This is a genomic window from Halobacillus amylolyticus (genome assembly GCF_022921115.1).
GTDB classification, from domain to species: Bacteria; Bacillota; Bacilli; order Bacillales; family Halobacillaceae; genus Halobacillus_A; species Halobacillus_A amylolyticus.
Genome location: NZ_CP095075.1, coordinates 2,506,486 through 2,532,594 on the forward strand (window position 1 = coordinate 2,506,486; position 26,109 = coordinate 2,532,594).

The 26,109-nt window shown below is 45.1% G+C and carries 22 protein-coding genes, 11 tRNA genes, 3 rRNA genes and 2 pseudogenes; 5 read left to right on the forward strand and 33 right to left on the reverse strand.

The features are described from left to right. Positions 1-128: 128 nt before the first annotated feature. The 15 genes from MUO15_RS12890 to MUO15_RS12960 all read right to left on the reverse strand — a co-directional run bounded on the left by MUO15_RS12890 (position 129) and on the right by MUO15_RS12960 (position 7,118). Positions 129-204 (reverse strand) — tRNA-Ala (locus MUO15_RS12890). Between the two features lie 64 nt (positions 205-268). Beyond that, positions 269-341: transfer RNA gene (locus MUO15_RS12895), tRNA-Lys, on the reverse strand. A gap of 65 nt (positions 342-406) precedes the next feature. Continuing rightward, positions 407-481: transfer RNA gene (locus MUO15_RS12900), tRNA-Gln, on the reverse strand. A 69-nt stretch (positions 482-550) separates the two neighbouring features. Further along, positions 551-636 (reverse strand) — tRNA-Tyr (locus MUO15_RS12905). 19 nt (positions 637-655) lie between these two features. Beyond that, positions 656-731 (reverse strand) — tRNA-Thr (locus MUO15_RS12910). Positions 732-736: 5 nt separating this feature from the next. Continuing rightward, positions 737-812 (reverse strand) — tRNA-Val (locus MUO15_RS12915). Positions 813-828: 16 nt separating this feature from the next. Then, positions 829-903 (reverse strand) — tRNA-Glu (locus tag MUO15_RS12920). 17 nt (positions 904-920) lie between these two features. Further along, a tRNA-Thr gene (locus MUO15_RS12925) sits at positions 921-992 on the reverse strand. A 3-nt stretch (positions 993-995) separates the two neighbouring features. Then, a tRNA-Asn gene (locus MUO15_RS12930) sits at positions 996-1,070 on the reverse strand. Positions 1,071-1,091: 21 nt separating this feature from the next. Then, positions 1,092-1,205: ribosomal RNA gene (gene rrf, locus MUO15_RS12935) — 5S ribosomal RNA — on the reverse strand. Positions 1,206-1,400: 195 nt separating this feature from the next. Beyond that, positions 1,401-4,320 (reverse strand): 23S ribosomal RNA (locus MUO15_RS12940). A gap of 179 nt (positions 4,321-4,499) precedes the next feature. Further along, positions 4,500-4,575: transfer RNA gene (locus tag MUO15_RS12945), tRNA-Ala, on the reverse strand. Positions 4,576-4,584: 9 nt separating this feature from the next. Beyond that, positions 4,585-4,661: transfer RNA gene (locus tag MUO15_RS12950), tRNA-Ile, on the reverse strand. 123 nt (positions 4,662-4,784) lie between these two features. Further along, positions 4,785-6,350 (reverse strand): 16S ribosomal RNA (locus MUO15_RS12955). The 16S, 23S and 5S rRNA genes sit together here with 11 tRNA genes alongside, the layout of an rRNA operon. Before the next feature lie 546 nt (positions 6,351-6,896). Beyond that, a complete protein-coding gene (locus MUO15_RS12960; RefSeq protein ID WP_245029740.1) occupies positions 6,897-7,118 on the reverse strand; it encodes a hypothetical protein in 222 nt (73 codons plus the stop codon). 122 nt (positions 7,119-7,240) lie between these two features. Here MUO15_RS12960 and pdaB point away from each other — a divergent pair, with 122 nt between their 5' ends. Then, on the forward strand, positions 7,241-7,996 hold the full coding sequence (gene pdaB / locus MUO15_RS12965) for a polysaccharide deacetylase family sporulation protein PdaB (RefSeq protein ID WP_245029742.1): 756 nt from the start codon (positions 7,241-7,243) through the stop codon (positions 7,994-7,996). Between the two features lie 33 nt (positions 7,997-8,029). On the opposite strand, the gene MUO15_RS12970 is transcribed toward pdaB, so the two are convergent. Next, entirely contained in the window at positions 8,030-8,626 is a 597-nt protein-coding gene (locus MUO15_RS12970) for a KinB-signaling pathway activation protein (RefSeq protein ID WP_245029744.1), read from the reverse strand. Between the two features lie 138 nt (positions 8,627-8,764). Between MUO15_RS12970 and gerD the strand changes: the two genes are divergently transcribed. Continuing rightward, a complete protein-coding gene (gene gerD, locus MUO15_RS12975) occupies positions 8,765-9,373 on the forward strand; it encodes a spore germination lipoprotein GerD (protein ID WP_245029746.1) in 609 nt (202 codons plus the stop codon). Positions 9,374-9,419: 46 nt separating this feature from the next. Here the strand turns inward: gerD and MUO15_RS12980 are convergent, their stop codons facing one another. Both MUO15_RS12980 and cwlD read right to left on the reverse strand, forming a co-directional pair. Further along, on the reverse strand, positions 9,420-10,472 hold the full coding sequence (locus MUO15_RS12980; RefSeq protein WP_245029748.1) for an Mrp/NBP35 family ATP-binding protein: 1,053 nt from the start codon (positions 10,470-10,472) through the stop codon (positions 9,420-9,422). A 73-nt stretch (positions 10,473-10,545) separates the two neighbouring features. Beyond that, a complete protein-coding gene (cwlD, locus tag MUO15_RS12985) occupies positions 10,546-11,274 on the reverse strand; it encodes an N-acetylmuramoyl-L-alanine amidase CwlD (RefSeq protein ID WP_245029750.1) in 729 nt (242 codons plus the stop codon). Between the two features lie 270 nt (positions 11,275-11,544). On the opposite strand from cwlD, the pseudogene MUO15_RS12990 reads away from it, so the two are divergent. The 3 genes and pseudogenes from MUO15_RS12990 to MUO15_RS13000 all read left to right on the forward strand — a co-directional run bounded on the left by MUO15_RS12990 (position 11,545) and on the right by MUO15_RS13000 (position 16,717). Next, positions 11,545-13,252, forward strand: a pseudogene (locus tag MUO15_RS12990) (serine hydrolase). A 51-nt stretch (positions 13,253-13,303) separates the two neighbouring features. Beyond that, positions 13,304-15,373 carry a glycoside hydrolase family 3 protein gene (locus MUO15_RS12995; protein ID WP_396266354.1) on the forward strand — a complete coding sequence of 690 codons (2,070 nt, stop codon included), beginning with the start codon at positions 13,304-13,306 and terminating at the stop codon, positions 15,371-15,373. Positions 15,374-15,469: 96 nt separating this feature from the next. Then, positions 15,470-16,717, forward strand: coding sequence for an exo-beta-N-acetylmuramidase NamZ family protein (locus MUO15_RS13000; RefSeq protein ID WP_396266355.1), 1,248 nt, complete (start codon positions 15,470-15,472; stop codon positions 16,715-16,717). Positions 16,718-16,875: 158 nt separating this feature from the next. Here MUO15_RS13000 and rpsI read toward each other — a convergent pair whose 3' ends face one another. The 15 genes and pseudogenes from rpsI to MUO15_RS13075 all read right to left on the reverse strand — a co-directional run bounded on the left by rpsI (position 16,876) and on the right by MUO15_RS13075 (position 26,108). Continuing rightward, on the reverse strand, positions 16,876-17,268 hold the full coding sequence (rpsI, locus tag MUO15_RS13005; protein WP_163528039.1) for a 30S ribosomal protein S9: 393 nt from the start codon (positions 17,266-17,268) through the stop codon (positions 16,876-16,878). Positions 17,269-17,287: 19 nt separating this feature from the next. Then, positions 17,288-17,725 (reverse strand): 50S ribosomal protein L13, encoded by a 438-nt coding sequence (gene rplM / locus MUO15_RS13010; RefSeq protein ID WP_245029752.1) that lies wholly within the window; start codon positions 17,723-17,725, stop codon positions 17,288-17,290. A 353-nt stretch (positions 17,726-18,078) separates the two neighbouring features. Continuing rightward, positions 18,079-18,819 carry a tRNA pseudouridine(38-40) synthase TruA gene (truA, locus tag MUO15_RS13015; RefSeq protein WP_245029754.1) on the reverse strand — a complete coding sequence of 247 codons (741 nt, stop codon included), beginning with the start codon at positions 18,817-18,819 and terminating at the stop codon, positions 18,079-18,081. 16 nt (positions 18,820-18,835) lie between these two features. Next, positions 18,836-19,633 carry an energy-coupling factor transporter transmembrane component T family protein gene (locus MUO15_RS13020; RefSeq protein WP_245029756.1) on the reverse strand — a complete coding sequence of 266 codons (798 nt, stop codon included), beginning with the start codon at positions 19,631-19,633 and terminating at the stop codon, positions 18,836-18,838. Beyond that, positions 19,626-20,498 (reverse strand): energy-coupling factor ABC transporter ATP-binding protein, encoded by an 873-nt coding sequence (locus tag MUO15_RS13025; protein ID WP_245029758.1) that lies wholly within the window; start codon positions 20,496-20,498, stop codon positions 19,626-19,628. The genes MUO15_RS13020 and MUO15_RS13025 overlap by 8 nt, the downstream gene beginning before the upstream one ends. Continuing rightward, positions 20,474-21,312 (reverse strand): annotated as a pseudogene (locus MUO15_RS13030) (energy-coupling factor ABC transporter ATP-binding protein). Before MUO15_RS13030 ends, MUO15_RS13025 begins: the two are co-directional and overlap by 25 nt. Before the next feature lie 361 nt (positions 21,313-21,673). Next, positions 21,674-22,033: a 50S ribosomal protein L17 gene (gene rplQ / locus MUO15_RS13035; protein WP_244751059.1), complete on the reverse strand. Its 360-nt coding sequence runs from the start codon at positions 22,031-22,033 to the stop codon at positions 21,674-21,676. A 45-nt stretch (positions 22,034-22,078) separates the two neighbouring features. Continuing rightward, positions 22,079-23,023, reverse strand: a complete 945-nt coding sequence (locus tag MUO15_RS13040) for a DNA-directed RNA polymerase subunit alpha (RefSeq protein ID WP_245029760.1) — start codon at positions 23,021-23,023, stop codon at positions 22,079-22,081. Between the two features lie 176 nt (positions 23,024-23,199). Further along, positions 23,200-23,595, reverse strand: coding sequence for a 30S ribosomal protein S11 (gene rpsK / locus MUO15_RS13045; protein ID WP_245029762.1), 396 nt, complete (start codon positions 23,593-23,595; stop codon positions 23,200-23,202). Between the two features lie 26 nt (positions 23,596-23,621). Continuing rightward, complete coding sequence (gene rpsM, locus MUO15_RS13050; RefSeq protein ID WP_245029764.1) at positions 23,622-23,987, reverse strand: 30S ribosomal protein S13; 366 nt, start codon at positions 23,985-23,987, stop codon at positions 23,622-23,624. Positions 23,988-24,012: 25 nt separating this feature from the next. Beyond that, entirely contained in the window at positions 24,013-24,126 is a 114-nt protein-coding gene (gene rpmJ, locus MUO15_RS13055) for a 50S ribosomal protein L36 (protein ID WP_003156543.1), read from the reverse strand. A 37-nt stretch (positions 24,127-24,163) separates the two neighbouring features. Beyond that, positions 24,164-24,382, reverse strand: a complete 219-nt coding sequence (infA, locus tag MUO15_RS13060; RefSeq protein WP_244751055.1) for a translation initiation factor IF-1 — start codon at positions 24,380-24,382, stop codon at positions 24,164-24,166. Further along, positions 24,360-24,695: a KOW domain-containing RNA-binding protein gene (locus tag MUO15_RS13065; RefSeq protein WP_245029766.1), complete on the reverse strand. Its 336-nt coding sequence runs from the start codon at positions 24,693-24,695 to the stop codon at positions 24,360-24,362. The genes infA and MUO15_RS13065 overlap by 23 nt, the downstream gene beginning before the upstream one ends. Before the next feature lie 16 nt (positions 24,696-24,711). Beyond that, a complete protein-coding gene (gene map, locus MUO15_RS13070) occupies positions 24,712-25,458 on the reverse strand; it encodes a type I methionyl aminopeptidase (RefSeq protein ID WP_245029768.1) in 747 nt (248 codons plus the stop codon). Beyond that, complete coding sequence (locus MUO15_RS13075) at positions 25,455-26,108, reverse strand: adenylate kinase (protein WP_245029770.1); 654 nt, start codon at positions 26,106-26,108, stop codon at positions 25,455-25,457. The genes map and MUO15_RS13075 overlap by 4 nt, the downstream gene beginning before the upstream one ends. Position 26,109: the final 1 nt, after the last annotated feature.

Below are 26,109 nucleotides of genomic sequence, written 5' to 3' on the forward strand. Positions count from 1 at the left end.
GGTTACGTGTAAGATCAGAATCATTCCATATTAAATTGGTTATTTGATAAAGCTAAAGCAGGCTGGGCACTACTGTTGAAAAAAAAAGCTGACATCTATTATGACGTCAGCTTCTAAATTATATGTATTGGTGGAGCCTAGCGGGATCGAACCGCTGACCTCCTGCGTGCAAAGCAGGCGCTCTCCCAGCTGAGCTAAGGCCCCAATGTTATATATAAAAATAAATGTTAAAAAAACGGACGTTGCAAAAAGCAATATCCGTTTTTGATGAGCCATGGAGGGCTCGAACCTCCGACCCTCTGATTAAAAGTCAGATGCTCTACCAGCTGAGCTAATGGCTCTAGTAAAAAGAGCTTTTTGATTTTCTACAAATAAAAAAAGCCTTACTCGCTATTAAAAAATAAAATGGCTGGGCCAGCTGGATTCGAACCAGCGCATGACGGTACCAAAAACCGTTGCCTTACCGCTTGGCTATGGCCCAACATTATATAATCTAGTATGTACCAGTTCACATATCTTATACCTATAAATACTCAATAAAAAAGTAAAATGGTGGAGGGAGCAGGACTCGAACCTGCGAACCCGATGGGAGCGGATTTACAGTCCGCCGCGTTTGGCCAACTTCGCTATCCCTCCACATAATAATGGACGTTTATGGTGCCGGCCAGAGGACTTGAACCCCCAACCTACTGATTACAAATCAGTTGCTCTACCAGTTGAGCTAGGCCGGCAAAAATGGTGGAGGATGCAGGGCTCGAACCTGCGACCCCTTGCTTGTAAGGCAAGTGCTCTCCCAGCTGAGCTAATCCTCCCATTCGAAATTTAAAATGGTGACCCGTACGGGATTCGAACCCGTGATACCGCCGTGAAAGGGCGGTGTCTTAACCACTTGACCAACGGGCCATAAAATACTTCTTCAGAGCTTCCAGCCGGACTTGAACCGGCGACCCCTTCCTTACCATGGAAGTGCTCTACCACTGAGCTATGGAAGCAAGTGGCTCCACCGGTAGGATTCGAACCTACGACCGATCGGTTAACAGCCGATTGCTCTACCACTGAGCTACGGTGGAATAATATGATTTTAAAACTTGACGTGGCCGCGTCCTACTCTCACGGGGATCGACCCGACTACCATCGGCGCTGAAGAGCTTAACTGCTGTGTTCGGCATGGGAACAGGTGTGACCTCTTCGCTCTCGCCACCACATCATAGGTTATGAGGTGAACCCTCAAAACTGGATAAGACATCCAAGACCAACATCATATTCTAACGTTTGACAATCTAGCTCCGACTCCCAAGTCCTCATGTTCTAAGCGATCTCTCTTCAAGGCTGAAAAACCAAAGCCTTTACGTGAGCTCACTTAGCCCAGCGGACGTAAACGGTCGTCTCCGCTTTTTAATATAGATAAGCCATCGATTGATTAGTATCCGTCAGCTTCACGTGTCACCACGCTTCGACCTCGGACCTATCGACCTCATCGTCTCTGAGGAATCTTACTTACTTGGCGTAAGGGGAAATCTCATCTCAAGGGGGCTTCATGCTTAGATGCTTTCAGCACTTATCCCGTCCACACGTAGCTACCCAGCGATGCTCCTGGCGGAACAACTGGTACACCAGCGGTGTGTCCATCCCGGTCCTCTCGTACTAAGGACAGCTCCTTTCAGATTTCCAACGCCCACGACGGATAGGGACCGAACTGTCTCACGACGTTCTGAACCCAGCTCGCGTACCGCTTTAATGGGCGAACAGCCCAACCCTTGGGACCGACTACAGCCCCAGGATGCGATGAGCCGACATCGAGGTGCCAAACCTCCCCGTCGATGTGGACTCTTGGGGAGATAAGCCTGTTATCCCCGGGGTAGCTTTTATCCGTTGAGCGACGGCCCTTCCATACGGTGCCGCCGGATCACTAAGCCCGACTTTCGTCCCTGCTCGACTTGTAGGTCTCGCAGTCAAGCTCCCTTGTGCCTTTACACTCTGCGAATGATTTCCAACCATTCTGAGGGAACCTTTGGGCGCCTCCGTTACTCTTTAGGAGGCGACCGCCCCAGTCAAACTGCCCACCTGACACTGTCTCCGAACCGGATCACGGTCCTGGGTTAGAATGTCCGTACAGCCAGGGTGGTATCCCACCAGCGCCTCCACCGAAGCTAGCGCTCCGGGTTCTCAGGCTCCCACCTATCCTGTACAAGCTGTACCAACATTCAATATCAGGCTACAGTAAAGCTCCACGGGGTCTTTCCGTCCTGTCGCGGGTAATGCGCATCTTCACGCATAGTATAATTTCACCGGGTCTCTCGTTGAGACAGTGCCCAAGTCGTTGCACCTTTCGTGCGGGTCGGAACTTACCCGACAAGGAATTTCGCTACCTTAGGACCGTTATAGTTACGGCCGCCGTTTACTGGGGCTTCGGTTCAACGCTTCGCGCAGAGCGCTAACGCATCCCCTTAACCTTCCAGCACCGGGCAGGTGTCAGCCCCTATACTTCGCCTTACGGCTTCGCAGAGACCTGTGTTTTTGGTAAACAGTCGCTTGGGCCTTTTCACTGCGGCTCCTCGGCAGAGGAGCACCCCTTCTCCCGAAGTTACGGGGTCATTTTGCCGAGTTCCTTAACGAGAGTTCTCCCGCTCACCTTAGGATTCTCTCCTCGCCTACCTGTGTTGGTTTGCGGTACGGGCGCCTCTTTCCTCACTAGAGGATTTTCTTGGCAGTGTGAAATCAGGAGCTTCGGTACTTAAATTCCCTCCCCATCACAGCTTGACGTTGCCGAGCGGATTTGCCTGTCTCGACCGTCTTACTGCTTGGACGCACACATCCAGTGGTGCGCTCTCCTTATCCTCCTGCGTCCCCCCGTCGTTCAAACGGAAAGGAGGCGGTACAGGAATATCAACCTGTTGGCCATCGCCTACGCCTTTCGGCCTCGGCTTAGGTCCCGACTAACCCTGAGAGGACGAGCCTTCCTCAGGAAACCTTGGGCTTTCGGTGAAAGAGATTCTCACTCTTTTTTCGCTACTCATACCGGCATTCTCACTTCTAAGCGCTCCACCAGTCCTTACGGTCTGACTTCGCAGCCCTTAGAACGCTCTCCTACCACTGATCCGTTCGGATCAATCCGCAGCTTCGGTGGTGTGTTTAGCCCCGGTATATTTTCGGCGCAGAGTCACTCGACCAGTGAGCTATTACGCACTCTTTCAATGATGGCTGCTTCTAAGCCAACATCCTGGTTGTCTAAGCAACTCCACATCCTTTTCCACTTAACACACACTTTGGGACCTTAGCTGGCGGTCTGGGCTGTTTCCCTTTCGACCATGAACCTTATCACCCATGGTCTGACTCCCAGAACAAAGTCGTTGGCATTCGGAGTTTGACTGAATTCGGTAACCCGGTAGGGGCCCCTCGTCCAATCAGTGCTCTACCTCCAAGACTTTCTATTCTGAGGCTAGCCCTAAAGCTATTTCGGAGAGAACCAGCTATCTCCGTGTTCGATTGGCATTTCACCCCTACCCACACCTCATCCCCGCAATTTTCAACTTGCGTGGGTTCGGGCCTCCAGTCAGTGTTACCTGACCTTCACCCTGGACATGGGTAGATCACACGGTTTCGGGTCTACGACCGCCTACTGCTTCGCCCTATTCAGACTCGCTTTCGCTGCGGCTCCGCTGCTTTAGCTTAACCTTGCAGACGGTCGTAACTCGCCGGTTCATTCTACAAAAGGCACGCCGTCACCCATCAATGGGCTCCGACTACTTGTAGGCACACGGTTTCAGGATCTTTTTCACTCCCCTTCCGGGGTGCTTTTCACCTTTCCCTCACGGTACTGGTTCACTATCGGTTACTAGGGAGTATTTAGCCTTGGGAGATGGTCCTCCCGGATTCCGACGGAATTCCTCGTGTTCCGCCGTACTCAGGATCCACTCCGGAGAAAAGAAGATGTCGACTACAGGGCTCTTACCTGCTCCGGCTGATCGTTCCAGATCGATTCATCTATCCTCTTTTTTTGTAACTCCAAAGGAGTGTCCTACAACCCCAGAAAGCAAGCTTTCTGGTTTGGGCTGATTCCGTTTCGCTCGCCGCTACTTGGGAAATCGCGTTTGCTTTCTCTTCCTCCGGGTAATGAGATGTTTCAGTTCCCCGGGTCTGCCTTCCCTTACCTATGTATTCAGTAAAGGATCCTGCTCCATTACGAGCAGGGGGTTTCCCCATTCGGAAATCTTCGGTGCATAGCCTACTTACGGCTTCCCAAAGCATATCGGTGTTAGTCCCGTCCTTCATCGGCTCCTAGTACCAAGGCATCCACCGTGCGCCCTTATTCACTTAACTATTATCGTCGTGAAAAGACGTTAAAAAATTGATGTTTGATGTCTTGTCATTCCGTGTCGTCCTCTATCAGAAGAAGATCGCCACGTTCTGATTAATCTTATCCAGTTTTCAAGGTTCATCCCGTTTATAGGGTTACTTATAAAACACAATAGTATCTTTGTGTTTTAAAGGTTTATATATGGTGGAGCCTAGCGGGATCGAACCGCTGACCTCCTGCGTGCAAAGCAGGCGCTCTCCCAGCTGAGCTAAGGCCCCGTTGAAGAATGGTGGGCCTGAGTGGACTCGAACCACCGACCTCACGCTTATCAGGCGTGCGCTCTAACCAGCTGAGCTACAGGCCCATTCATCAAGATCATATTCCTTTGATCTCTCAAAACTGAACAACCAACCATGTACGCCTTCCGTATGCGGCAGCTTCCCGGTGTTCTCGTAAGAGAAAGGGGTTGCCTTGCATAGTTCCTTAGAAAGGAGGTGATCCAGCCGCACCTTCCGATACGGCTACCTTGTTACGACTTCACCCCAATCATTGGCCCCACCTTCGGCGGCTGGCTCCAAAAAGGTTACCCCACCGACTTCGGGTGTTGCCAACTCTCGTGGTGTGACGGGCGGTGTGTACAAGGCCCGGGAACGTATTCACCGCGGCATGCTGATCCGCGATTACTAGCGATTCCGGCTTCATGCAGGCGAGTTGCAGCCTGCAATCCGAACTGAGAATGGTTTTATGGGATTTGCTACACCTCGCGGCTTCGCTGCCCTTTGTACCATCCATTGTAGCACGTGTGTAGCCCAGGTCATAAGGGGCATGATGATTTGACGTCATCCCCGCCTTCCTCCGGTTTGTCACCGGCAGTCACCTTAGAGTGCCCAACTTAATGCTGGCAACTAAGATTAGGGGTTGCGCTCGTTGCGGGACTTAACCCAACATCTCACGACACGAGCTGACGACAACCATGCACCACCTGTCACTTGGTCCCCGAAGGGAAGACCCTATCTCTAGGGCGGTCCAAGGATGTCAAGACCTGGTAAGGTTCTTCGCGTTGCTTCGAATTAAACCACATGCTCCACCGCTTGTGCGGGCCCCCGTCAATTCCTTTGAGTTTCAGCCTTGCGGCCGTACTCCCCAGGCGGAGTGCTTAATGCGTTAACTTCAGCACTAAGGGGTGGAAGCCCCCTAACACCTAGCACTCATCGTTTACGGCGTGGACTACCAGGGTATCTAATCCTGTTTGCTACCCACGCTTTCGCACCTCAGCGTCAGAGACAGACCAGAGAGTCGCCTTCGCCACTGGTGTTCCTCCACATATCTACGCATTTCACCGCTACACGTGGAATTCCACTCTCCTCTTCTGTCCTCAAGTTCCCCAGTTTCCAATGACCCTCCACGGTTGAGCCGTGGGCTTTCACATCAGACTTAAGGAACCGCCTGCGCGCGCTTTACGCCCAATAATTCCGGACAACGCTTGCCCCTACGTATTACCGCGGCTGCTGGCACGTAGTTAGCCGGGGCTTCCTCGTTAGGTACCGTCAAGGTACCGCCCTGTTCGAACGGTACTTGTTCTTCCCTAACAACAGAACTTTACGATCCGAAGACCTTCATCGTTCACGCGGCGTTGCTCCGTCAGACTTTCGTCCATTGCGGAAGATTCCCTACTGCTGCCTCCCGTAGGAGTCTGGGCCGTGTCTCAGTCCCAGTGTGGCCGATCACCCTCTCAGGTCGGCTACGCATCGTTGCCTTGGTGAGCCGTTACCTCACCAACTAGCTAATGCGCCGCGGGCCCATCTGTAAGTGATAGCGAGAAGCCATCTTTTACCTTCCCCTCATGCGAGAGAAAGGATTACCCGGCATTAGCCCCGGTTTCCCGGAGTTATTCCGATCTTACAGACAGGTTGCCCACGTGTTACTCACCCGTCCGCCGCTCATTCCACAAGCGTCACCCCCGAAGGGGATCTGCTTGCTTCCTGCGCTCGACTTGCATGTATTAGGCACGCCGCCAGCGTTCGTCCTGAGCCAGGATCAAACTCTCCATAAAAGTTGAGAATGACTTGCTCATTTGCACACCGAATGTGCTTGTTTGAATTCTCTCTATATAATAGATAGAATATGTTGACGTACTGGTTGGTTCGTTCAGTTTTCAAAGATCAAAATGTTTTGTTTGTCGTTTTAGCGACAAGAACTAATTTACCATGTCTGCGTTATAAAGTCAATAACTTTCTCAATAAAATTATTTCCTTTTGAAAGACAATATTGCGTGTGCTGTCTTTCCCGACAACGTTTAATAATATAGCATAGAATGAAAAGGTAGTGCAATAACTTTTGATAAATTTCTTGTTTTTTCTTTGAACTCCTTCCAAAAATGCTTAAGTAGAAAGGTAAACCATTTATAAAATTCGAAAGGAATTTCCGAGTTTTATCCTAGAAAAAAGCATCTTTAAGTGGCTAGCATCAGCTACAGTAGTGGAAATAACCCAGCATCCTTTAGATAATTACGAGGCCAAACCACTTCAACAGCTGTCTTTCCCTTCGTCTTTAAATAATTCAATGAATCAATGGACTATCCCTTTAAATCCCAACTATATCAGTTCTGCTTTTTCTTCTTCGGCATATATTGCAAGCATTCCTCCTGGCTTGCAAACCTCCTAAATAACTGGAACAAAACCTCATATCTGTTTCCCATAGCACTTTTTATCTCAGGATCAATCCGGTGGTCACCAAGATCGAAGATAATTTCTTCCATTTCCCTTTTTAATAAGTACTCCATCTCTTCCTGTTCCTGGTCGTTAATTATTACACCATACATTGCACAGTCTCCTCTCATACATGACTCCTTTTATTTTTACCCTGTTTTAAGGATTTATAGCATAGTTTGTCCAATTTTTTCATAGGTATGGAACATATAGAGGGAAAAGGAGCTGCTTTAACGTGAGTTTTTATACATGGCGAATGGAGAAAGTAAAGCGTTATGGAGTCGTCATATTCCTAGCATTATTTTGTGCCATATTAATGTGGATTGGTCAAATGGGCCAGCTACCTGTTTTTTCGAATGATGGGGAGCCAAAAGCTTTATCACAGGGAAGTGAGGAACAGCCGTATATCGCGTTGACGTTCAATATTAGCTGGGGAAATGAAAAGGTGAATGATATTTTGGACAAACTTGAGACTCATCAGACAAAAGCTACCTTCTTTCTAAGCGGCAGTTGGGCCGAGCGGCATCAGGATATTGTCGAGGCTATCCACGAAGATAAGCATGAAATAGCCATGACGGGATACGAATATGAAAGCTATACAGAGATGGAACCTGAAGAAATAAGAAGGGATATTCAAAAAGCGAAGGAAGTCTTTGAAAAACTTGGCTTTGAAGATATAAATTATATAAGACCCCCTCACGGCCATTTGAACGAAGAAATATTAGCAGCAATTGAACAAGAAGGACTTGAAACTGTTCAATGGAGTCTAAACCCTCGAGATTGGGAAAATCCAGGAACTAACACTATTATCGATCAAATTATGGGAACAGGATCAAAAGGGGATATTATTTTGCTTCATGCTTCTGATTCTGTCAAACAGACGGCTAAAGCACTCGAAGTGATCATCCCAGGGCTTAAACAAAAAGGTCTTGAATTTGTTACCATTACAGAATTAGTCAGTGGCGGGAAAGCTAAGATCACTCAGGAATAATAAAAGCGGCCCAAACTCTGGGCCGCTTTTTTTCTATGCTGATTTATTACTGGATGTTATTCGATGTAACAGCAGGAGCTGGTAAGCATTGCAAGCGATTAACGGAATGATCATCAGCCATACGTAGTCGCTCCCACCTGCACGTAGAGCTGGGACCCATTCAACTGTTGTGACAACGACCATAAAAAACAAGGCAGGGACAAATGCCTTTGAATTGGTTTCTTTCGATTTCACTCTAGCCACTGCAAGCGAAATGGCGAGCAAACCTATGGCGGTCCATAGGAAAGGCCAAACTGCCGCTCCTTCCGCTGCACGATAGCGGAAATAGACAAGGTCAAAAAGCGTAAAGGCAACCAAAAATAATTGAATGGATGGCCACATTCTGCGGAAAACACCCAGGCCAAACTGATTAACCGTTAAGTAAGCGAAAAAACCCATTTGGCTGATGACACTGAATATTAGCCCAAAACCAAGGAAAAATAACAATACTCCAACGAGTTCAAATAACTGAAATGGCTGTAAAACTCTGGTGTATGATTCTGATTTAAGTATAAAACTGGTCAGCAATGTTAAAACGCCGCCGATTAACAGCGTTGTCAAAAACATTCTCACCCATTTTCGACTAGTCACGTTGTTTCCCCCTAAATTGCATTAAATTACCCTCTCGTATTTTATCATGAAGCTTATGATTTTTCTTCAAGCTCGCATATTTTTTTAGCTGAATGCAAATAATAAAGCAAGGAGAATAAAGGAAAGGGGACATAAGTTATGTCCATATTACGCTTTATATGTCCCGTTATACTCGTTGTTTTCTTAGCCGCTTGTGGAGGCAGTCCTCAAGCCAGCGGGGAAGCGGATTACGAAACCACTAAAAAAATGATGGTTGATATATTAAAAACAGATGACGGTAAGAAGGCGATGACTGAAGTTCTTAAAGATGAAAAAATGCAGCAGTCAATGGCATTGGACTCCGAAGTCGTCAAGCAAGCCGTAAGTGAAACCCTTCTTTCGGAAAAAGGTAAAGAATTTTGGGGTCAACTTTTTACAGACCCGAAATTTGTTCAAGAATTCAGCAAAGTAATTGAAGAGGAACAAAAGAAATTAATGAAAGGCTTAATGAAGGACCCTGAATATCAGAAGTCACTCATTGAACTTTATCAAAACCCCGAAATGATGGAACAAATGCTCGAAGTAATGAAAGGCCAAAAATTCCGAGCCCATTTAGAAAAAACGATTCAGGAAACTTTGAACAGTCCGGTTTTCCAGGCGAAAATGACTGAAACGCTACTTCAAGCCGCAGAGCAAATGAAGAGCGGTGAAAAACCCGGTCAAGGTGGACAAGGGAAGTCAGGTGGCGGTTCAGGTTCAGGCGAATAGGCAGAAAAAAGCACGCCGCCTTTTAAAAAAGGCGGCGTGCTTTTATTTAGTACTTATCAATAACCTTTGCAGCCATGTTCCGATACACGACACCAATTGGATGATCGGTTTGGTAGACAGATGGTGCAAATACTTCTTCTTCCTCAAATGGTTGCTGCAAAGGAATGTGACCTAAAATATCTGTTTTCAGCTCATCGGCAAGCTTAGCTCCGCCGCCGCGGCCAAAGACAAACTCCTTATTACCTGTCTCTTTACTCTCAAAGTAAGCCATATTCTCTACAACGCCCAAGATTTCATGCTCTGTTTTTATAGCCATTTGGCCCGCTCGAGCCGCTACGAATGCCGCTGTAGGGTGTGGTGTTGTAACGATGATTTCCTTTGAAGAAGGTAGCATAGCATGGACATCTAGAGCCATATCACCAGTTCCAGGTGGCAAGTCAAGAAGAAGGTAGTCTAGATCCCCCCACTCCACTTCTTTGAAAAAGCTTGTCAGCATTTTGCCAAGCATAGGCCCACGCCAAATAATAGGGGAGTTATCCTCCACAAAGAAACCCATAGATACGATTTTCACACCAAAACGCTCAACGGGAATGATTTTTTCACCACGAACGACAGGGCGCTCTTCGACTCCCATCATATCTGGAACACTGAACCCGTAAATATCTGCGTCAATAATTCCGACCTTTTTGCCAAGACGTGAAAGGGCAATAGCAAGATTAACAGTCACCGTTGATTTCCCTACGCCGCCTTTTCCGCTGGCAATGGAAATAAACTTCGTACCTGTCTTGCCATCAAGCAACGAAGCTTCCTGACCCTCTTCAGCAGCTGGCTGAAACTTTTCAATTACATCATCTGACAGCTGATCAAAACGGAGCCCTACAGTTGCCGCTCCCCCGTTTTTAAGGGCGTTGACAATTGTTTGCTGCAGCTCCATTTGCTCTGCTGTATTGGTTTTAGCAATTAAAACCTTAACACTTACGTGGTTTTTCTCTTCTTTAATCTTTATCTCTTCGACTCCACCGGTTTCTTCCAACGTTTTATGTAAAAACGGATCTTCGATTGGATGGAGGATATTCAGTACCTCTTCCTGTGTAAGCACATGCGTCACCTTCCTTAGAAATGTTTCGACAGTGCAAGTATAACATATCTGAAACGCTTTCTAAGTGATTTGCTTACTCCTCAGGATCATTAGGGTATTCAAGCTCTGTAACGTAACGTAGAATGCCCCTATACACAGATGCTGCCATCTTTCTTTGATACTCTTCACTTTCGAGTAACGTTCGTTCTTCTGGATTGGATAAAAACCCCGCTTCAACCAAGGCACCAGGTGCTTTCGTATGCTTGAGCAGATAGATATTAGTCAGTCCCATGGCTTTCCGAGCTGTATTATCGAGGTTTGTTTCTATTTCCGATTGAATAAATTTAGCCAGACTTTCACTTTTGTCACTTTTCGGATTGTAAAAGGTTTGCGCCCCGCTCCACTTTTCTGAAGGGATGGCATTTAAATGCAAACTCAAGAAAAAATCCGCTTCTTTATCTTTGATAAAATCAACGCGTTTTCTAATATCCTCTGCCTTACGACGCGACAAACTACCTGCATCATCAGAAGAAAGGTCATTATCATCCTCTCTTGTTAAGTAAACAATGGCCCCTGCTTCTTGAAGATAATCTCGTAAGTACTGAGAAAGTTTGAGCGTGATATCCTTCTCTTCTGTTCCATTCTTCCCTACCGCCCCACCATCCGGAGCTCCATGGCCAGGATCAAGTATAATTACCTTTCCAGAAAGTGGCGAAGACCAGGTTTGCCACGCGTCTTTAACCTCCTGTGCAGGATAGGAAATTAAGCAAACAACCCCGACTACCGCTAGTAACCATCCTATCGTCTTCATGCGCCGTATCATAACTCTTTCACTCCCTTACATCTCCTACCTAACTATATGGGACAAGATATGTATATATGTATAGAAAGATAGGTCATCGTCATTCACTTATCCTATAATTAGTAGTAGAGTAACTATTTACCTAATCCCTTTTTCGTGTATTTTTTAATTTTTCAAAAATTAATGATACATATGTGGTATAGACATCTATATTGTCGGTACTTTATGATGAGAATAAGCGACTGAAAACCCTTTCAACTCGCTTAACATCAAAATAGAAAGGAGGCACATATGAAAACAAGAACGTCTCAGTTAACCATTTTGACTATGCTGTCTGCCACACTGCTGTTTACGACAAATACGGAAAGGAGCTTGGAAGCAAGCGAAAAGGACAAGCCTACGATTGAAAAGCACGAAAAGAAACAAGTCCAAGAACGGGCTCATCCCGTGTTTTCTTGGGGAATTCCGGTCCATCTTCACCCGTCTTACACCCGGGTTCAATTAAAGGGCTGGCATGATGAGAACACCTTTGAAAGAAATTGATTCGGTTATGGAATCGATGATCAACAAAGAAGTAATGCCTGGTGCTGTCACATTTGTGGCCCGTCGCGGTCAGATCGTTCAGCATGAAGCATATGGACACGCCGTTCTCTATGAAAATGACCAAGGGGAGAATGTGGATCATCCGATTGCCATGCAGCCTGACACCATTTTTGATATTGCCTCTCTAAGTAAAATATTCACGACAACTGCAGCCATGAAGCTTTATGAGCAAGGTCTATTTGAGCTGGACGACCAAGTAGCTGATTACATTCCCGAGTTTGCTCAAAACGGAAAGGGACATGTAACGATCAGACAGCTGATGACTCATACTTCAGGGTTCAAAGCATGGGTTCCCCTTTATACCATTGGAGATAGTAAGGAAGAACGCCTGCAGTATGTTTATGCCTATCCATTAAATAACCCACCAGGATCTACATACACCTACAGTGATCTAAATATGATTACGTTAGCCTCTATTATTGAACGTATTTCAGGCCAGAGCCTTGATGCTTTCGTTAAGGAAAACCTCACGGAACCTCTCAACATGACGAATACCATGTACAACCCTCCCAAAGGATTAAAACAACAAATCGCAGCAACTGAATATCAACCGTGGACCGACCGCGGTCTTGTTTGGGGAGAAGTCCATGACGAGAACGCCTGGTCGCTCGGAGGTGTCGCTGGACATGCTGGCGTATTCTCTACAGCCCATGACCTTGCGAAGCTTGGCCATATGTTTTTAAACGATGGACGTTATGGCGACAAGCAAATTCTCAAAGCCGAGACAGTTGAATTGTTAATGAAAAATCAAATTCCTGAATTCCCTGGTAATGAGCATGGCTTAGGCTGGGAGCTTGCCCAGGGATGGTATATGGATGCCTTATCAGAAGCCTCCTCTATCGGACATACCGGCTATACAGGGACTTCGATCGTCATCAATCCGAACAACGAGACCGTAGCGGTTTTATTAACGAATCGGGTCCATCCTACTCGTGATACAGTTTCAACCAACCCTGCACGTCGGCAATTCGCTCGAAAAGTAGCTGATGCCATCCCTGTCAACATGCCAACGAAAGAAGAAGCTTGGTTCTCTGGATACGGCGATCAGTTGAATCGAACGTTAACGGCAAAGGTTTCCGTTGAGGAAGAAGCTACCTTATCCTTTGATTCATGGTACCGCATCGAACAAGGTTATGATTTTGGTATTATTGAAGTTTCCAATGACGGGGAGAACTGGTCCCAAATCAATGAACCATTCACAGGCTCAAGTATTTCCTGGAAGTCACAGCAAATGTCCATTCCTGCTGGTACAAATTATGTCCGCTTCCGCTATAAAACAGACGGAAGTACAAATGGAAGAGGTTGGTATGTTACGAATTTGAGGTTTACGAGAGAGAATAGTGAACCGTTACAAGTAAATAGTACTAGTAGTCAATGGAAACAAAGAAATTATTAAATCGAAAAGGAGTGGAACGATTTGAGGAAGCGAATACGTAACCCATTTACGATGCTCATTATTATATTCGCCTTACTGGTCCCACTTATGCCAAGTACGGCAGCTGCAGACAATCATGCAGGTGTAAAAGATGTTATTTTACTTGAAAATGTCCCAGAGGTTGAGAGTTCTATCGTGGATAACGAAGTCCACCTTACCGCCTTACACATTTATGAAGACGGTCATTTTGAAATTGCAGACGACGAAAAGCTGACGTGGTCCACTACGAATAAAAACGTTGCCGTAGTCGATGGTGGTGACGTGACTTTATCCGGTCATAACGGACGAACGTTTATTACCGTTTCGGACGGAACTTACAGAGACCGGATTGCTATTGATCACAAACCAGCTAAGAAGCCTGACAAGAAAAAGCCTTCTTTTGAAGGAAAAGTCGTTAAACAACAGGGCGATCGCTATGAAATCATTGAGCAAGCAATTGAAGGTATGACGATTAATGAAAAAATAGGTCAGATGCTCATGCCTGATTTTAGAAACTGGGAAGGAGAAAACGTGACGGAAATGCTGCCAGAGATTGAGCAGATCGTAAAAGATTATCATCTCGGCGGTGTGATCCTTTTCCGTGAAAATGTTGTGACAACAGAACAAACAGCCAAGCTTGTTGCCGATTATCAAGCAGCTGCTGAAAAATACGGATTACTAATGACAATTGATCAGGAAGGTGGTATAGTTACTCGTTTGCAGTCAGGCACAGATATGCCTGGTAACATGGCCCTCGGGGCAACGAGATCAAGCGAGATATCCTATAATGTCGGTGAAGCAATCGGCGAAGAATTAAATGCATTAGGGATTAATATGAACCTTGCACCTGTATTAGACGTCAACAATAATCCTGATAACCCTGTCATCGGTGTTCGCTCTTTTGGCGAATCGCCTGAACTAGTAGCCGAACTAGGTGTCGCTTATACTGAAGGACTTCAAAGCACAGGAGTAGCCGCAACAGCGAAGCACTTCCCTGGCCATGGTGACACGGCAGTTGACTCCCACCTCGGTTTACCAGAAGTGCCTTATGATAAAGAACGCTTAATGGAAGTGGAACTGTATCCATTCCAACAAGCGATGGACGCTGGCATTGACGCTATTATGACAGCCCATGTTACCTTTCCAAAAATTGATGACACGAAAGTAATCTCTAAAAAGGACGGATCAAAAATCTCTTTACCAGCCACACTCTCTCCCAAAGTGCTGACTGGATTAATGAGAGAAGAAATGGGTTATGAAGGCGTAATCATTACCGATGCCTTAAATATGAATGCCATCACAGAGCATTTTGGCTCCGTCGACGCTGTGATTAGAGCCGTTAAAGCAGGAACGGATATTATCCTCATGCCTGTAGGCCTTGAAAAAGTTGTTGATGGTTTACTTGAGGCTGTGGAGACAGGAGAAATCAGCGTTGATCGAATTGAACAATCTGTTGAGAGGATTTTAACACTTAAATTGAACCGCGGTGTGATTAAATCCGAAGCTACTCCTGATATGAATGAAGTTTTAGCAAATGCCAAGGAGGTCGTTGGCTCAGATGCCCATAAACAAGTTGAACAAAAAGCTGCTGAAAAATCAATCACTCTTGTGAAAAATGACGATGTCCTGCCACTTGGCCCAGCAGTCGATGAAAAAATAGTTGTCGTTGGTCATTCGTATAGTAACAGTTTATATCAAGCCGTTCGTAATCATCATGAAAACACCGGGTTGATTCAAGCATCCGGTCCACTAAGCGAAGAGCAGCTGAGTCAGTTGGAAAGTGCTGAAGCGATTGTAGCCGGAACCTATACGTATAATGTCAGCGGCCGCTCAGAGAACAGCTCACAAATGCAATTAGTAAATCAACTTATTGAGGATCTTGACACACCAGTCATTGGCGTGGGAATCCGTAATCCATACGATATTATGGCCTATCCAGAGATCGATGGATACTTGGCTCAATATGGATTCAGACAAGCAAGCTTTGAAGCAACAGCTGCTACACTATTTGGCGAGAATAACCCGACTGGATTACTGCCTGTTACCATTCCTGGGGGAGATGGGAACGCCCTCTATCAATTCGGTCACGGTCTATCGTATTAATTTTTAAAAACATCGGGGCTGGATGACCTCATACTCGATGTTTACAAAATGAAATGGGGAGAGTGAGTAACTGTGAAAAAGAAGCCTTTCATCTTCATGCTAATGTTCATTTTGATCCTTTCTACCTTTTCTGCCGTTTTTGCAGATAAGGGTGGTAATAATGGGAAACAAAAAGGGAAATATAAGAACTTCAAGCTCGGTGTAGAAGTTTTACTTGAAGAAGAGAAAGAATTGATTGAAGGCAAACGCGTCGGATTGATTACCAATCCAACCGGCGTCGATCAAGAGTTAAACAGTATAGTAGATCTTCTGCATAATGACCCAGATGTTAATTTAACAGCTTTATACGGACCAGAGCATGGGGTACGCGGCAGTGCACAAGCTGGTGAATACGTTGAATACTATATCGATGAAAACACAGGTGTCCCCGTTTATAGCTTGTATGGTGAAACGAGAAAACCAACTCCTGAGATGCTAGAGAATATCGATGTTCTATTATTTGATATTCAAGATGTCGGCACTAGATTTTACACATACATTTATACCATGGCTTATGCTATGGAAGCGGCGCAGGAAAATGATATTCCATTTATCGTGCTTGATCGTCCGAATCCACTGGGCGGTGAGAAAGTAGAAGGTCCTGTGCTCGATCCAAAATACAAGTCATTTATAGGGAATTACCCTATCCCACTCCGTCACGGTATGACTGTCGGGGAGCTTGCTAAACTATTTAACAAGGAATTTGACATTGGGGCGGATTTAACGGTCGTGGAGATGAATAAGTGGAAACGAAGCATGTACTTTGACGAAACACCATTACAGTTCGTTGCCCCGTCACCAAATATGCCAACCTTTGATACGGCCTTAGTTTATCCAGGTGCTGCCTTAATTGAAGGGACAAATGTTTCAGAAGGGCGTGGAACAACGAAACCATTTGAACTGATTGGTGCACCGTTTATTAACAGCACAGAGCTTGCAGCCACTTTAAACGAAAAAGGTCTACCAGGTGTTACGTTTAGAGCTGCGTCGTTCACACCGCAATTCTCTAAACATCGCGGCACGTTAAGTCATGGCATTGAAATTCACGTGACAGATAAAGATGCATATGACCCAATCGTAACTGGACTGCACATTGTGAAATCCATTCATGACCTGTATCCAAATGATTTCGAATTCCGCGCAGAAAATAGCGAGGGGATCTCCTTTTTCGATAACTTAATTGGAAATGGCTGGGTCCGTGAAGCGATTGAAAATGGTCAGTCTGTTGAGAAGATACAAGAGAGATGGCAAGAAGGTTTGGGTGAGTTCAAAGAAGTACGCGAAGAATATTTACTCTACAAATAGTAATCGAGAGGACAACCAGCATCGCCTGGTTGCCCTTTTTTTATGTAATAAAACCCCACCTCAGGTCATCCATAATTTGGATGACCTGAGGTGGAAGTAAATGGAACAAAAAAGCCTTTTTCCCAAATAGGGAAAAGGCTTTTGTAGTTGAGATATTATTAACGCTTAGAGAACTGTGGAGCACGACGTGCACCTTTAAGACCGTATTTCTTACGCTCTTTCATACGTGCATCACGAGTTAATAGTCCCGCACGCTTAAGTGGTGTACGGTATTCTGGGTCTGCTTGAAGCAGCGCACGAGCGATTCCGTGACGGATTGCACCAGCTTGACCAGTGAAACCTCCACCATCAACATTTACATAAACATCATAGTTACCTTCAGTCTCTGTAACAGCTAGAGGCTGCTTCAGAATCATACGAAGTGTTTCATATGGGAAAAAGTCTTCAGCATCACGTTTGTTTACTACTACACGACCAGTTCCTGGAACAAGGCGAACACGAGCTGTCGACTTTTTACGACGTCCAGTACCGGAGTATTGTACTTGTGCCACTATCGATTACCTCCTTTAATTATCCACGAAGTTCGTAAACTTCTGGTTGTTGTGCTTCATGCTTGTGCTCAGATCCAGCGTAGACATGAAGTTTTTTACCCATTTTGCGTCCTAGGCTTCCTTTAGGTAGCATACCTTTAACTGCAAGCTCTAGCATTTGCTCAGGATATTTTGTACGCATTTCGTTAGCTGTACGAGATTTCAAACCACTTGGGTGGTTAGAGTGACGGTAATAAATCTTATCATTGATTTTGTTACCAGTTAGTTGGATTTCTCCTGCATTGATGATGATGACATGGTCACCAGTGTCAACGTGTGGTGTATACGTTGGTTTATTTTTACCGCGAAGGATCGCAGCAACTTCGCTTGCCAAACGGCCAAGTGTCTGCCCTGCAGCATCCACAACGAACCATTTGCGTTCCACGTTGTTTTCATTTGCCATGAAAGTTGTGCGCATATCGGTTTCCCTCCTGAATTCGTAATTTCACAAAGCTCAATTTTTAAATTTATCTCAAATACGATTAGTTTCCGGGGCTAACCGTGGTATAGAAATAAAATGCCATAGCATATCATATAACACTCTACATCCCTATGTCAAGTCTTCGCACACCAGGAATCGTTGTTTTTTTAAAGAAATGCGGAGGCACCTTGTTCATACTCGCCAAGATATTAGCTATTAAGTCCAGCCAAATGGTTTTTGCATATATTTTTCAGTAATTGCGTAAAATTTCCGTTATTTGCGTATTTCACGGGATTATTGCACGAAAATCACCATTAATTGCATATATGAGCGATTTAAGATGCCTAAGTTCAATACTCTACCTTCCATAAAAACAGTCCATGAGGAGGCGCTGTCCTCCCAGCTGCTTTCCGATCCCTAGCCGCGATCATCTTCTCCAGTTCGTCAGGCGTGCGATCACCAAACCCTACCTCAAGAATCGTTCCTACTAGAATTCGAACCATATTATATAAAAAGCCGCTTCCTTTGAAAATAAATACGAGCTCGGATCCATGCCGCTCAATTACCGACTTAGTAATGGTGCGAACTTTGCTTCCTTTGAGATCTGTACGCGGAGAACAAAAGGAAGTGAAGTTATGCTCTCCTTCGACAAGCTTACAAGCCTCACGCATTGCCGTAACATCTAGTGGCTTTCTAATATGATAAGTATAAAGCCTGCGGAATAGATTCGGCTCCTGATCATTCCACACATAGTAGCGGTATTCCTTAGCTGTCGTATCATACCGTGCATGGAAGTCGTCCGTCACAGGTTCTACCTCCGCTACACGTATGTCTGCCGGAAGCATCGGACCTAGCGCCCTTTTCCAGTTCGATTCTGGAATGTTCAAACTTGTATCAAAATGAATAACTTGGCCGATCGCATGTACACCAGCATCCGTACGACCAGATGCAGTAATCTTCACTCTTTCGCCTTTGTGCATCTTGGTTAGGGCCTTTTCGATTTTCTCTTGAATCGTTATACCGTTTGTCTGGACTTGGTAACCTGCATACGCTGTCCCATCATATTCTACTCTACACTTCAATCGCTGCATTTTGATCTCCTCCACACTAGTTCCTTGTTAAAAATAGACCAACAATAATGAGAGCGAATAGAACATAGATATAATAGTCGACGCGGCCGATTTGGAGCTCTCTCAGCTTTGTCCGGCCTTCGCCTCCTTTATAACCCCTTGCCTCCATCGCCATAGCGAGCTCCTCAGCACGTTTAAAGGCGCTAACGAACAATGGTACTAAAAGTGGAATAATAGCCCTGATACGGTCTTTAAATGCCCCTGTGCGGAAATCCACGCCACGGGAGGCTTGGGCTTTAGAAATTTTCTCGGTTTCCTGCATGAGTGTCGGGATAAATCGCAACGAAATCGACATCATCAAAGCCAGCTCGTGTACAGGGAAACGTACCTTTTTTAATGGCCCTAGCAGTTGTTCAATAGCATCTGTAATTTCAATCGGGGTCGTCGTCAAAGTAAGTAACGAGGTGACCATAATTAGAAGAAAAAACCGCAACGAAATCGAGGCCCCTTGTACAATGGCACCTTCATAAAGCTCCCATCCGAATATCGTTGTAAGTACGTCCCCTTCCTTCGTCACAAAGATATGGAGCAGGAAAGTAAACGCAATTAAGAACCATACCGGCTTCAACCCTTTTAAAATGTAGCGAATAGGAATACGAGTAGCAATGGCACTTCCAATCGCAAATAAAGTTAATAGTCCATAGCTCAGAACAGAATTAGCAAAAAATACGATCACAACGAAAAAGAATATGATGGCAATTTTCGAACGAGGATCCAGTCGGTGTACAATGGAATCCCCCGGAATGTACTGGCCAATAATCAATGAACTACTCATGATCGCGGCCCCCTCTCACTATGTGAGCCAATTCCTTTGCTAACTCTGTTATTGATTGTCCCTTGTACGGTATCCTTTGATTGAATTTCATCTCTACTTGACTTAAAAAATGAATCACTTCCGGAACATCAAGCTGGACCTTATTCAGTGCTTCCTTTTCTTGAAAAATCTCGAGGGGCGGCCCGTGCATAAATACTTCCCCTTTATTCAAAATGATCACGTGATCTGCATACGCCAAAGCATCCTCCATACTATGGGTAACAAGCACCGTTGTTAGCCCTTTCTCCTTATGAAGTCTTGCAAACATGTCCATGATTTCCCTTTGCCCTCTAGGGTCGAGCCCCGCTGTAGGTTCATCCAGCACGAGCACTTCTGGGTTCATTGCGAGCACACCAGATATGGCCACGCGGCGCATTTGTCCACCACTCAAGTCAAACGGAGACCGTTCCAATATTTCCTCAGAGAGGTGAACAGATGAAATGGCTTCATTCGTACGACGTTTAATCTCCTCTTGCTCTACACCAAAGTTCATCGGCCCAAAGGCGATGTCCTTCTCTACTGTTTCTTCAAACAGTTGATGCTCGGGATATTGAAAAACAACACCCACTTTTTCTCGCAATTCTCTGAGTCGCTTATTTTTCTCTTCTGCCTTAAGGTGATAATCCCCAATCGTTACTTCCCCTTCTGTCGGCTGAATGAGCCCATTTAGGTGCTGAATCAATGTTGATTTCCCCGAACCCGTATGGCCGATTACCGCAACAAAAGCGCCAGAATCGATGTTAAAGGACAGCTTGTTTAGTGCCCGATGCTCAAATGGACTATTTGGCTGATAGACATAGCTTACTTCATTGAATTTAATGTCCATAGTTCCTCCAACAGCTCCTTGTGATTGAGTGGCTCACGTGTAAGTTCAATACCAACAGATTTCAGCTCATCCGCTAGTTTGGTTATAAAAGGAGTATCTAAGCCAATTTCAGTTAACTGTTCTTTTTTTGCAAAAATAGTACGCGGGGAGCCTCTAACCAAATTTCACCCTGGTTCATAACAATGACACGTTCAGCCTGAATCACTTCATGCAAGTCATGAGTGATGGTGATTAAAGAAAGGTTTCTCTGTTGTTGAACATCAAGAATGGTATTCAAAATTTCCTTCCTGCCTTTAGGATCCAACATCGCCGTTGCTTCATCTAAAATAATGTACTTTGGTGAAACGGCAAGAACGCTCGCTATCGCTACACGTTGCTTTTGCCCTCCAGACAAACGATGTGGCTCTTGACGTTGAAAATCGTTCATCCCAACGGCCGTAAGACTCTCTTTGATTCGCTCAAGCATCAGCCCTCTAGGCATACCATGGTTCTCCATGCCGAAGGCCACATCATCACGAACCGTTGTTCCGACGAACTGGTTATCAGGGTTTTGAAAAACCATCCCAACGTTCTTTCTTACATCCCATACGGTATCTGCTTTGACAGTTTGTCCATCAACAATAATTTCTCCCTCTTGGGGAAAAAGCAGCCCATTCATCAACTTAGCAATCGTTGATTTCCCTGAACCATTATGCCCTATAATCGCCACCCATTCGTTTTCTGCGATAGTAAAGCTGACGTTTTTCAACACCCAAGGCATATCTTCTTGGTAGCGAAAAGAAACATTTCTAAACTCGATCTGACTCAGACTCACAAGGTTTCCCCCTCTGCTCGACAATTCTATTTCCCGGGAAATACATTTCAACATTTCCCGATTGAAATCGACAAACGATACATACTACTGGTATAAAAAGAAAGCTGGGCAAAACGCAGTGCCACGAGGGTGGAAGCCCAACTTAGATTGACGCACCTTGACCAACAGCGTACACCCAAACGCCTAACAGGGTCATAGAGGTGATTAATTTAACCTGAAGCTTGGACTCTACCCGGATAATTACCAAGCTGGCCTCAGATTTAAATAATTTCTTATTTCTTCAAGCATAAAAAAAGGGCTGGAGTTAACCTCTCAGTGAGAGTCCACCCTGCCCTTTTGTATCCATCACAAATGGTTGAAATTAAACTAGTTCAATGATTGCCATCTTAGCACCGTCACCTTTACGCTCGCCTAACTTAAGTACGCGAGTGTAACCACCCTGGCGTTCCTCATAGCGTGGTGCGATATCAGAGAACAGCTTTTGCAGGGCTGTTTGGTCTCCTTCTTCATTCGCATCTGCACTGTAAAGGAATGATTCAGCCTGACGACGGGCATGAAGATCTCCTCGTTTGCCTAGTGTAATCATTTTCTCAACAACGGAACGAAGCTCTTTCGCTTTAGCTTCTGTTGTTTCGATACGTTCATGAACGATCAAGTCTGTCGCTAAGTTACGAAGAAGCGCCATACGTTGATCAGTAGTACGTCCTAACTTTCTAGCCATGGATTATCCCTCCCTTATCGGAATCTCTTAGATGTGATCGATCAATTAGTCTTCTTTTCTCAAACCTAGTCCGAGTTCTTCCAGCTTATGCTTCACTTCTTCAAGAGATTTACGACCAAGGTTACGGACCTTCATCATGTCATCTTCAGACTTATTCGCAAGCTCTTGAACAGTGTTAATACCTGCGCGTTTTAAGCAGTTATATGAACGAACGGAGAGATCGAGTTCTTCAATCGTCATCTCTAGAACTTTTTCTTTTTGGTCCTCTTCTTTTTCAACCATGATTTCAGCTTTTTGCGCTTCATCAGTAAGGCCTACAAAGATATTAAGGTGTTCCATATAGATCTTAGCTCCAAGAGAGATCGCCTCTTCAGGGCGAATGCTGCCATCAGTCCATACATCTAACGTCAGTTTATCAAAGTTTGAAGTTTGACCAATACGTGTGTTCTCGACTTGATATGTGACACGAGAAACTGGTGTAAAGATTGAGTCAACTGGAATCACACCAATTGGTAAGTCTTCGTGATTGTTCCCTTCAGCTGGACGGTATCCCCGACCACGTTCAGCCGTAATCCGCATACGTAGAGTTGTTTTGCTATCCAACGTTGCAATATGAAGATCCGGATTCAGAACTTCTACATCACTATCATGCGTAATGTCTGCAGCTGTTACTTTCCCTTCACTTTGCACATCAATTTCTAAAGTCTTCTCTTCATCAGAGTAAATCTTCAAAGCTAGTTTCTTTAGATTCAAAACAACTGTGGTTACATCCTCAACAACACCTTCGATGGTTGAGAATTCATGAAGCACCCCATCAATTTGAACTGATGTTACGGCAGCGCCAGGAAGTGAGGATAATAGGATACGACGCAAGGAGTTACCTAGTGTTGTACCATATCCACGTTCAAGCGGTTCGACGACAAATTTACCAAATGTGGAATCATCGCTGATCTCAACCGGTTCGATTTTTGGCTTTTCAATTTCGATCATATAAACAAAACCCTCCTTCAAAACGTCGAAACCCCGGTTAGACGTGGTCTAACCGAAATTCCTCAGGTAGGCAGTCCCAAATAACAAGACAACTACATATTTACTGTCTAATGCGGTGCTATTTAAAAGCTATCATAACCCATTATAGACAGGGTGACAAATTCTATTCAGAATTATTATACGCGACGACGTTTTGGCGGACGGCAACCGTTGTGTGGTACTGGAGTCACGTCACGAATTGCAGTGATCTCAAGACCAACGGCTTGTAGTGAACGAATCGCTGCTTCACGACCAGCTCCTGGACCTTTAACAGTAACTTCCAATGATTTCATACCATTATCCATTGCATCTTTTGCTGCAGCCTCTGAAGCCATCTGGGCTGCGAATGGAGTCGATTTACGAGAACCTTTGAAGCCTAGCACACCAGCACTGCTCCAAGCGATTACGTTACCTTGAACGTCGGTGATCGATACGATCGTATTGTTAAAAGTAGAACGGATGTGTGCCACACCAGTCTCTATATTCTTTTTCACGCGACGCTTACGACTACGAGTGTTTCCTTTACGTGCCATGTAGTTTAACCTCCTTCTTTTCTAAATTATTTACGTTTGTTAGCCACGGTACGACGTGGTCCTTTACGTGTACGGGAGTTGTTTTTTGTCTTTTGTCCACGAGCTGGAAGCCCACGGCGGTGACGGATTCCACGGTAGGAACCAATCTCAATTAGACGTTTGATATTAAGGGAGTTTTCACGACGAAGATCCCCTTCAACATTGTGGTTGTCAATAGCTGTACGAATCTTACCTAGTTCGTCTTCAGTTAAGTCACGAACTCGAGTATCTTCGGAAACGCCTGCTTCGGCTAAAACTTCAACAGCTAGTGGCTTACCAATACCATAGATATAAGTTAGGGATACGACTACGCGCTTATCACGAGGAATATCTACACCTGCTATACGTGCCATTGGATACGTGCACCTCCTTCTTTAATTAACCTTGTTTTTGTTTGTGTTTAGGGTTTTCACAGATTACCATTACTTTACCTTTACGACGGATAACCTTGCATTTCTCGCAAATTGGCTTTACAGAAGGCCTTACCTTCATCATCCATACCTCCTTTTATAACGGAGCTTTCGTTCTATTATTTATAACGGTACGTAATACGTCCTCTTGTCAGATCATAAGGGGAAAGTTCCACCGTTACTTTATCTCCAGGCAGGATTCGAATGAAGTGCATTCGAATTTTACCTGAAACATGAGCTAAAACGGTATGTTCGTTTTCAAGCTCTACCTTAAATTGGGCGTTGGGAAGAGTTTCAACGACTGTTCCTTCCACTTCAATTACATCGTCTTTCGCCATCGAGTTGATCTCCCTTCTTCAAATCAGTCACTTCTTCATTGACATATTTTGATACGGCAAATCGAAGCTTGCCATTCGTGACGCGACCAGTTTCCAGAAGGCTGTTTTGGACTTCCGGAGAGATGAAATCCATAAGCTCTACATGCTGCAGATTCTTTTTCTTTGGTCGATCATACTTACGCTTCTCTCCATCGGCAAGCAGCAAAAAGCGGCCATCCAGTATATCTATTACAACCGCATACTGTCCTGCCTCACGTCCTTGCACAATGCGAACAACTTGACCTATTCGTGGACTCGACTCAGATTCATTCAAACACGATCACCTTCACTTAGGATTTAGTTAAGACTTCGTAACCTTCTTCCGTAATCGCAATGGTGTGTTCGAAATGAGCACACATTTTACCATCTCGTGTCACTACCGTCCAACGATCCGCAAGAGTCTTTACGTATCGAGTCCCTGCATTGACCATTGGTTCTACAGCCAAAACCATTCCTGGTTTCAAGCGTGGACCTTTATTAGGTGGACCGTAATGAGGAATTTGTGGATCCTCATGAAGATCTTGCCCAACACCATGGCCCACATATTCGCGTACAATCGAAAAACCTTCTGTTTCGACATAACTTTGAATGGCATGGGATATATTAGAAAGGCGCTCACCAGGCTTTGCTTCATCAAGTCCCTTTAACAACGAGGTTTCGGTTACTCTCAGCAAACGCTCTGTATTTTCATCAACAGTGCCGACTGGATAAGTCCATGCCGAATCACCATGATAGCCTTTATATTTTGCACCAATATCAATACTAATGATATCGCCCTCGTTTAAAATCCGGTCACCCGGGATTCCGTGGACGAGCTCTTCATTGACCGATGCGCAAATACTACCACGGAATCCATTATAACCTTTAAAAGAAGGGATTGCATCCATGCTGCGTATGAATCGATCAGCAATTCGATCTAATTCACCGGTTGTTACACCAGGCTGGATGCTTTTCCTCATTTCTCGGTGCGTTAAGGCAACAATCCTGCCAGCTTCACGCATAATTTCTAATTCCCGTGGTGTTTTGCTAATAATCATCTCACAAGGCCTCCGAGCTTTTTATCAATGTCTTGAAAAACGAGATCGATATCACGATCACCATTATAAGTGACTAAATATCCCTTGTCTTGGTAGAAGTTTAGAAGTGGCTGTGATTGCTCAACATTTACTTCCAAACGTTTTTTTACGGTCTCAGGCTGATCATCTTCACGTTGAATTAACTCTGACCCGTCATGATCGCACTTCCCTTCCTCTTTAGGAGGGTTGAAAGCAATATGATAAGTGGCCCCGCAAGTCGGGCATACTCTTCGTCCAGTAAGGCGTTCGATGAGTTGGTCTTTTGGAACATCAATATGAAGAACATAATCGACTGATTCGTTCATATCTTTTAACAAATTCTCTAGTGCTTCCGCCTGGGCAATCGTTCTAGGAAATCCATCAAGCAGAAAGCCTTTTTGACAATCGGGTTTACTTAAACGCTCACGAACAATCCCGATAGTTACTTCATCTGGGACTAGTTCACCTTTGTCCATATATGATTTAGCCTCTTGGCCAAGCGTTGTTCCTTCTTTGATAGCTAAACGGAACATATCTCCAGTTGAGATATGAGGGATGTTATATTTTTCGACTATCTTCTCTGCCTGTGTGCCCTTACCTGCACCAGGAAGACCCATCAGAATTAAATTCAAC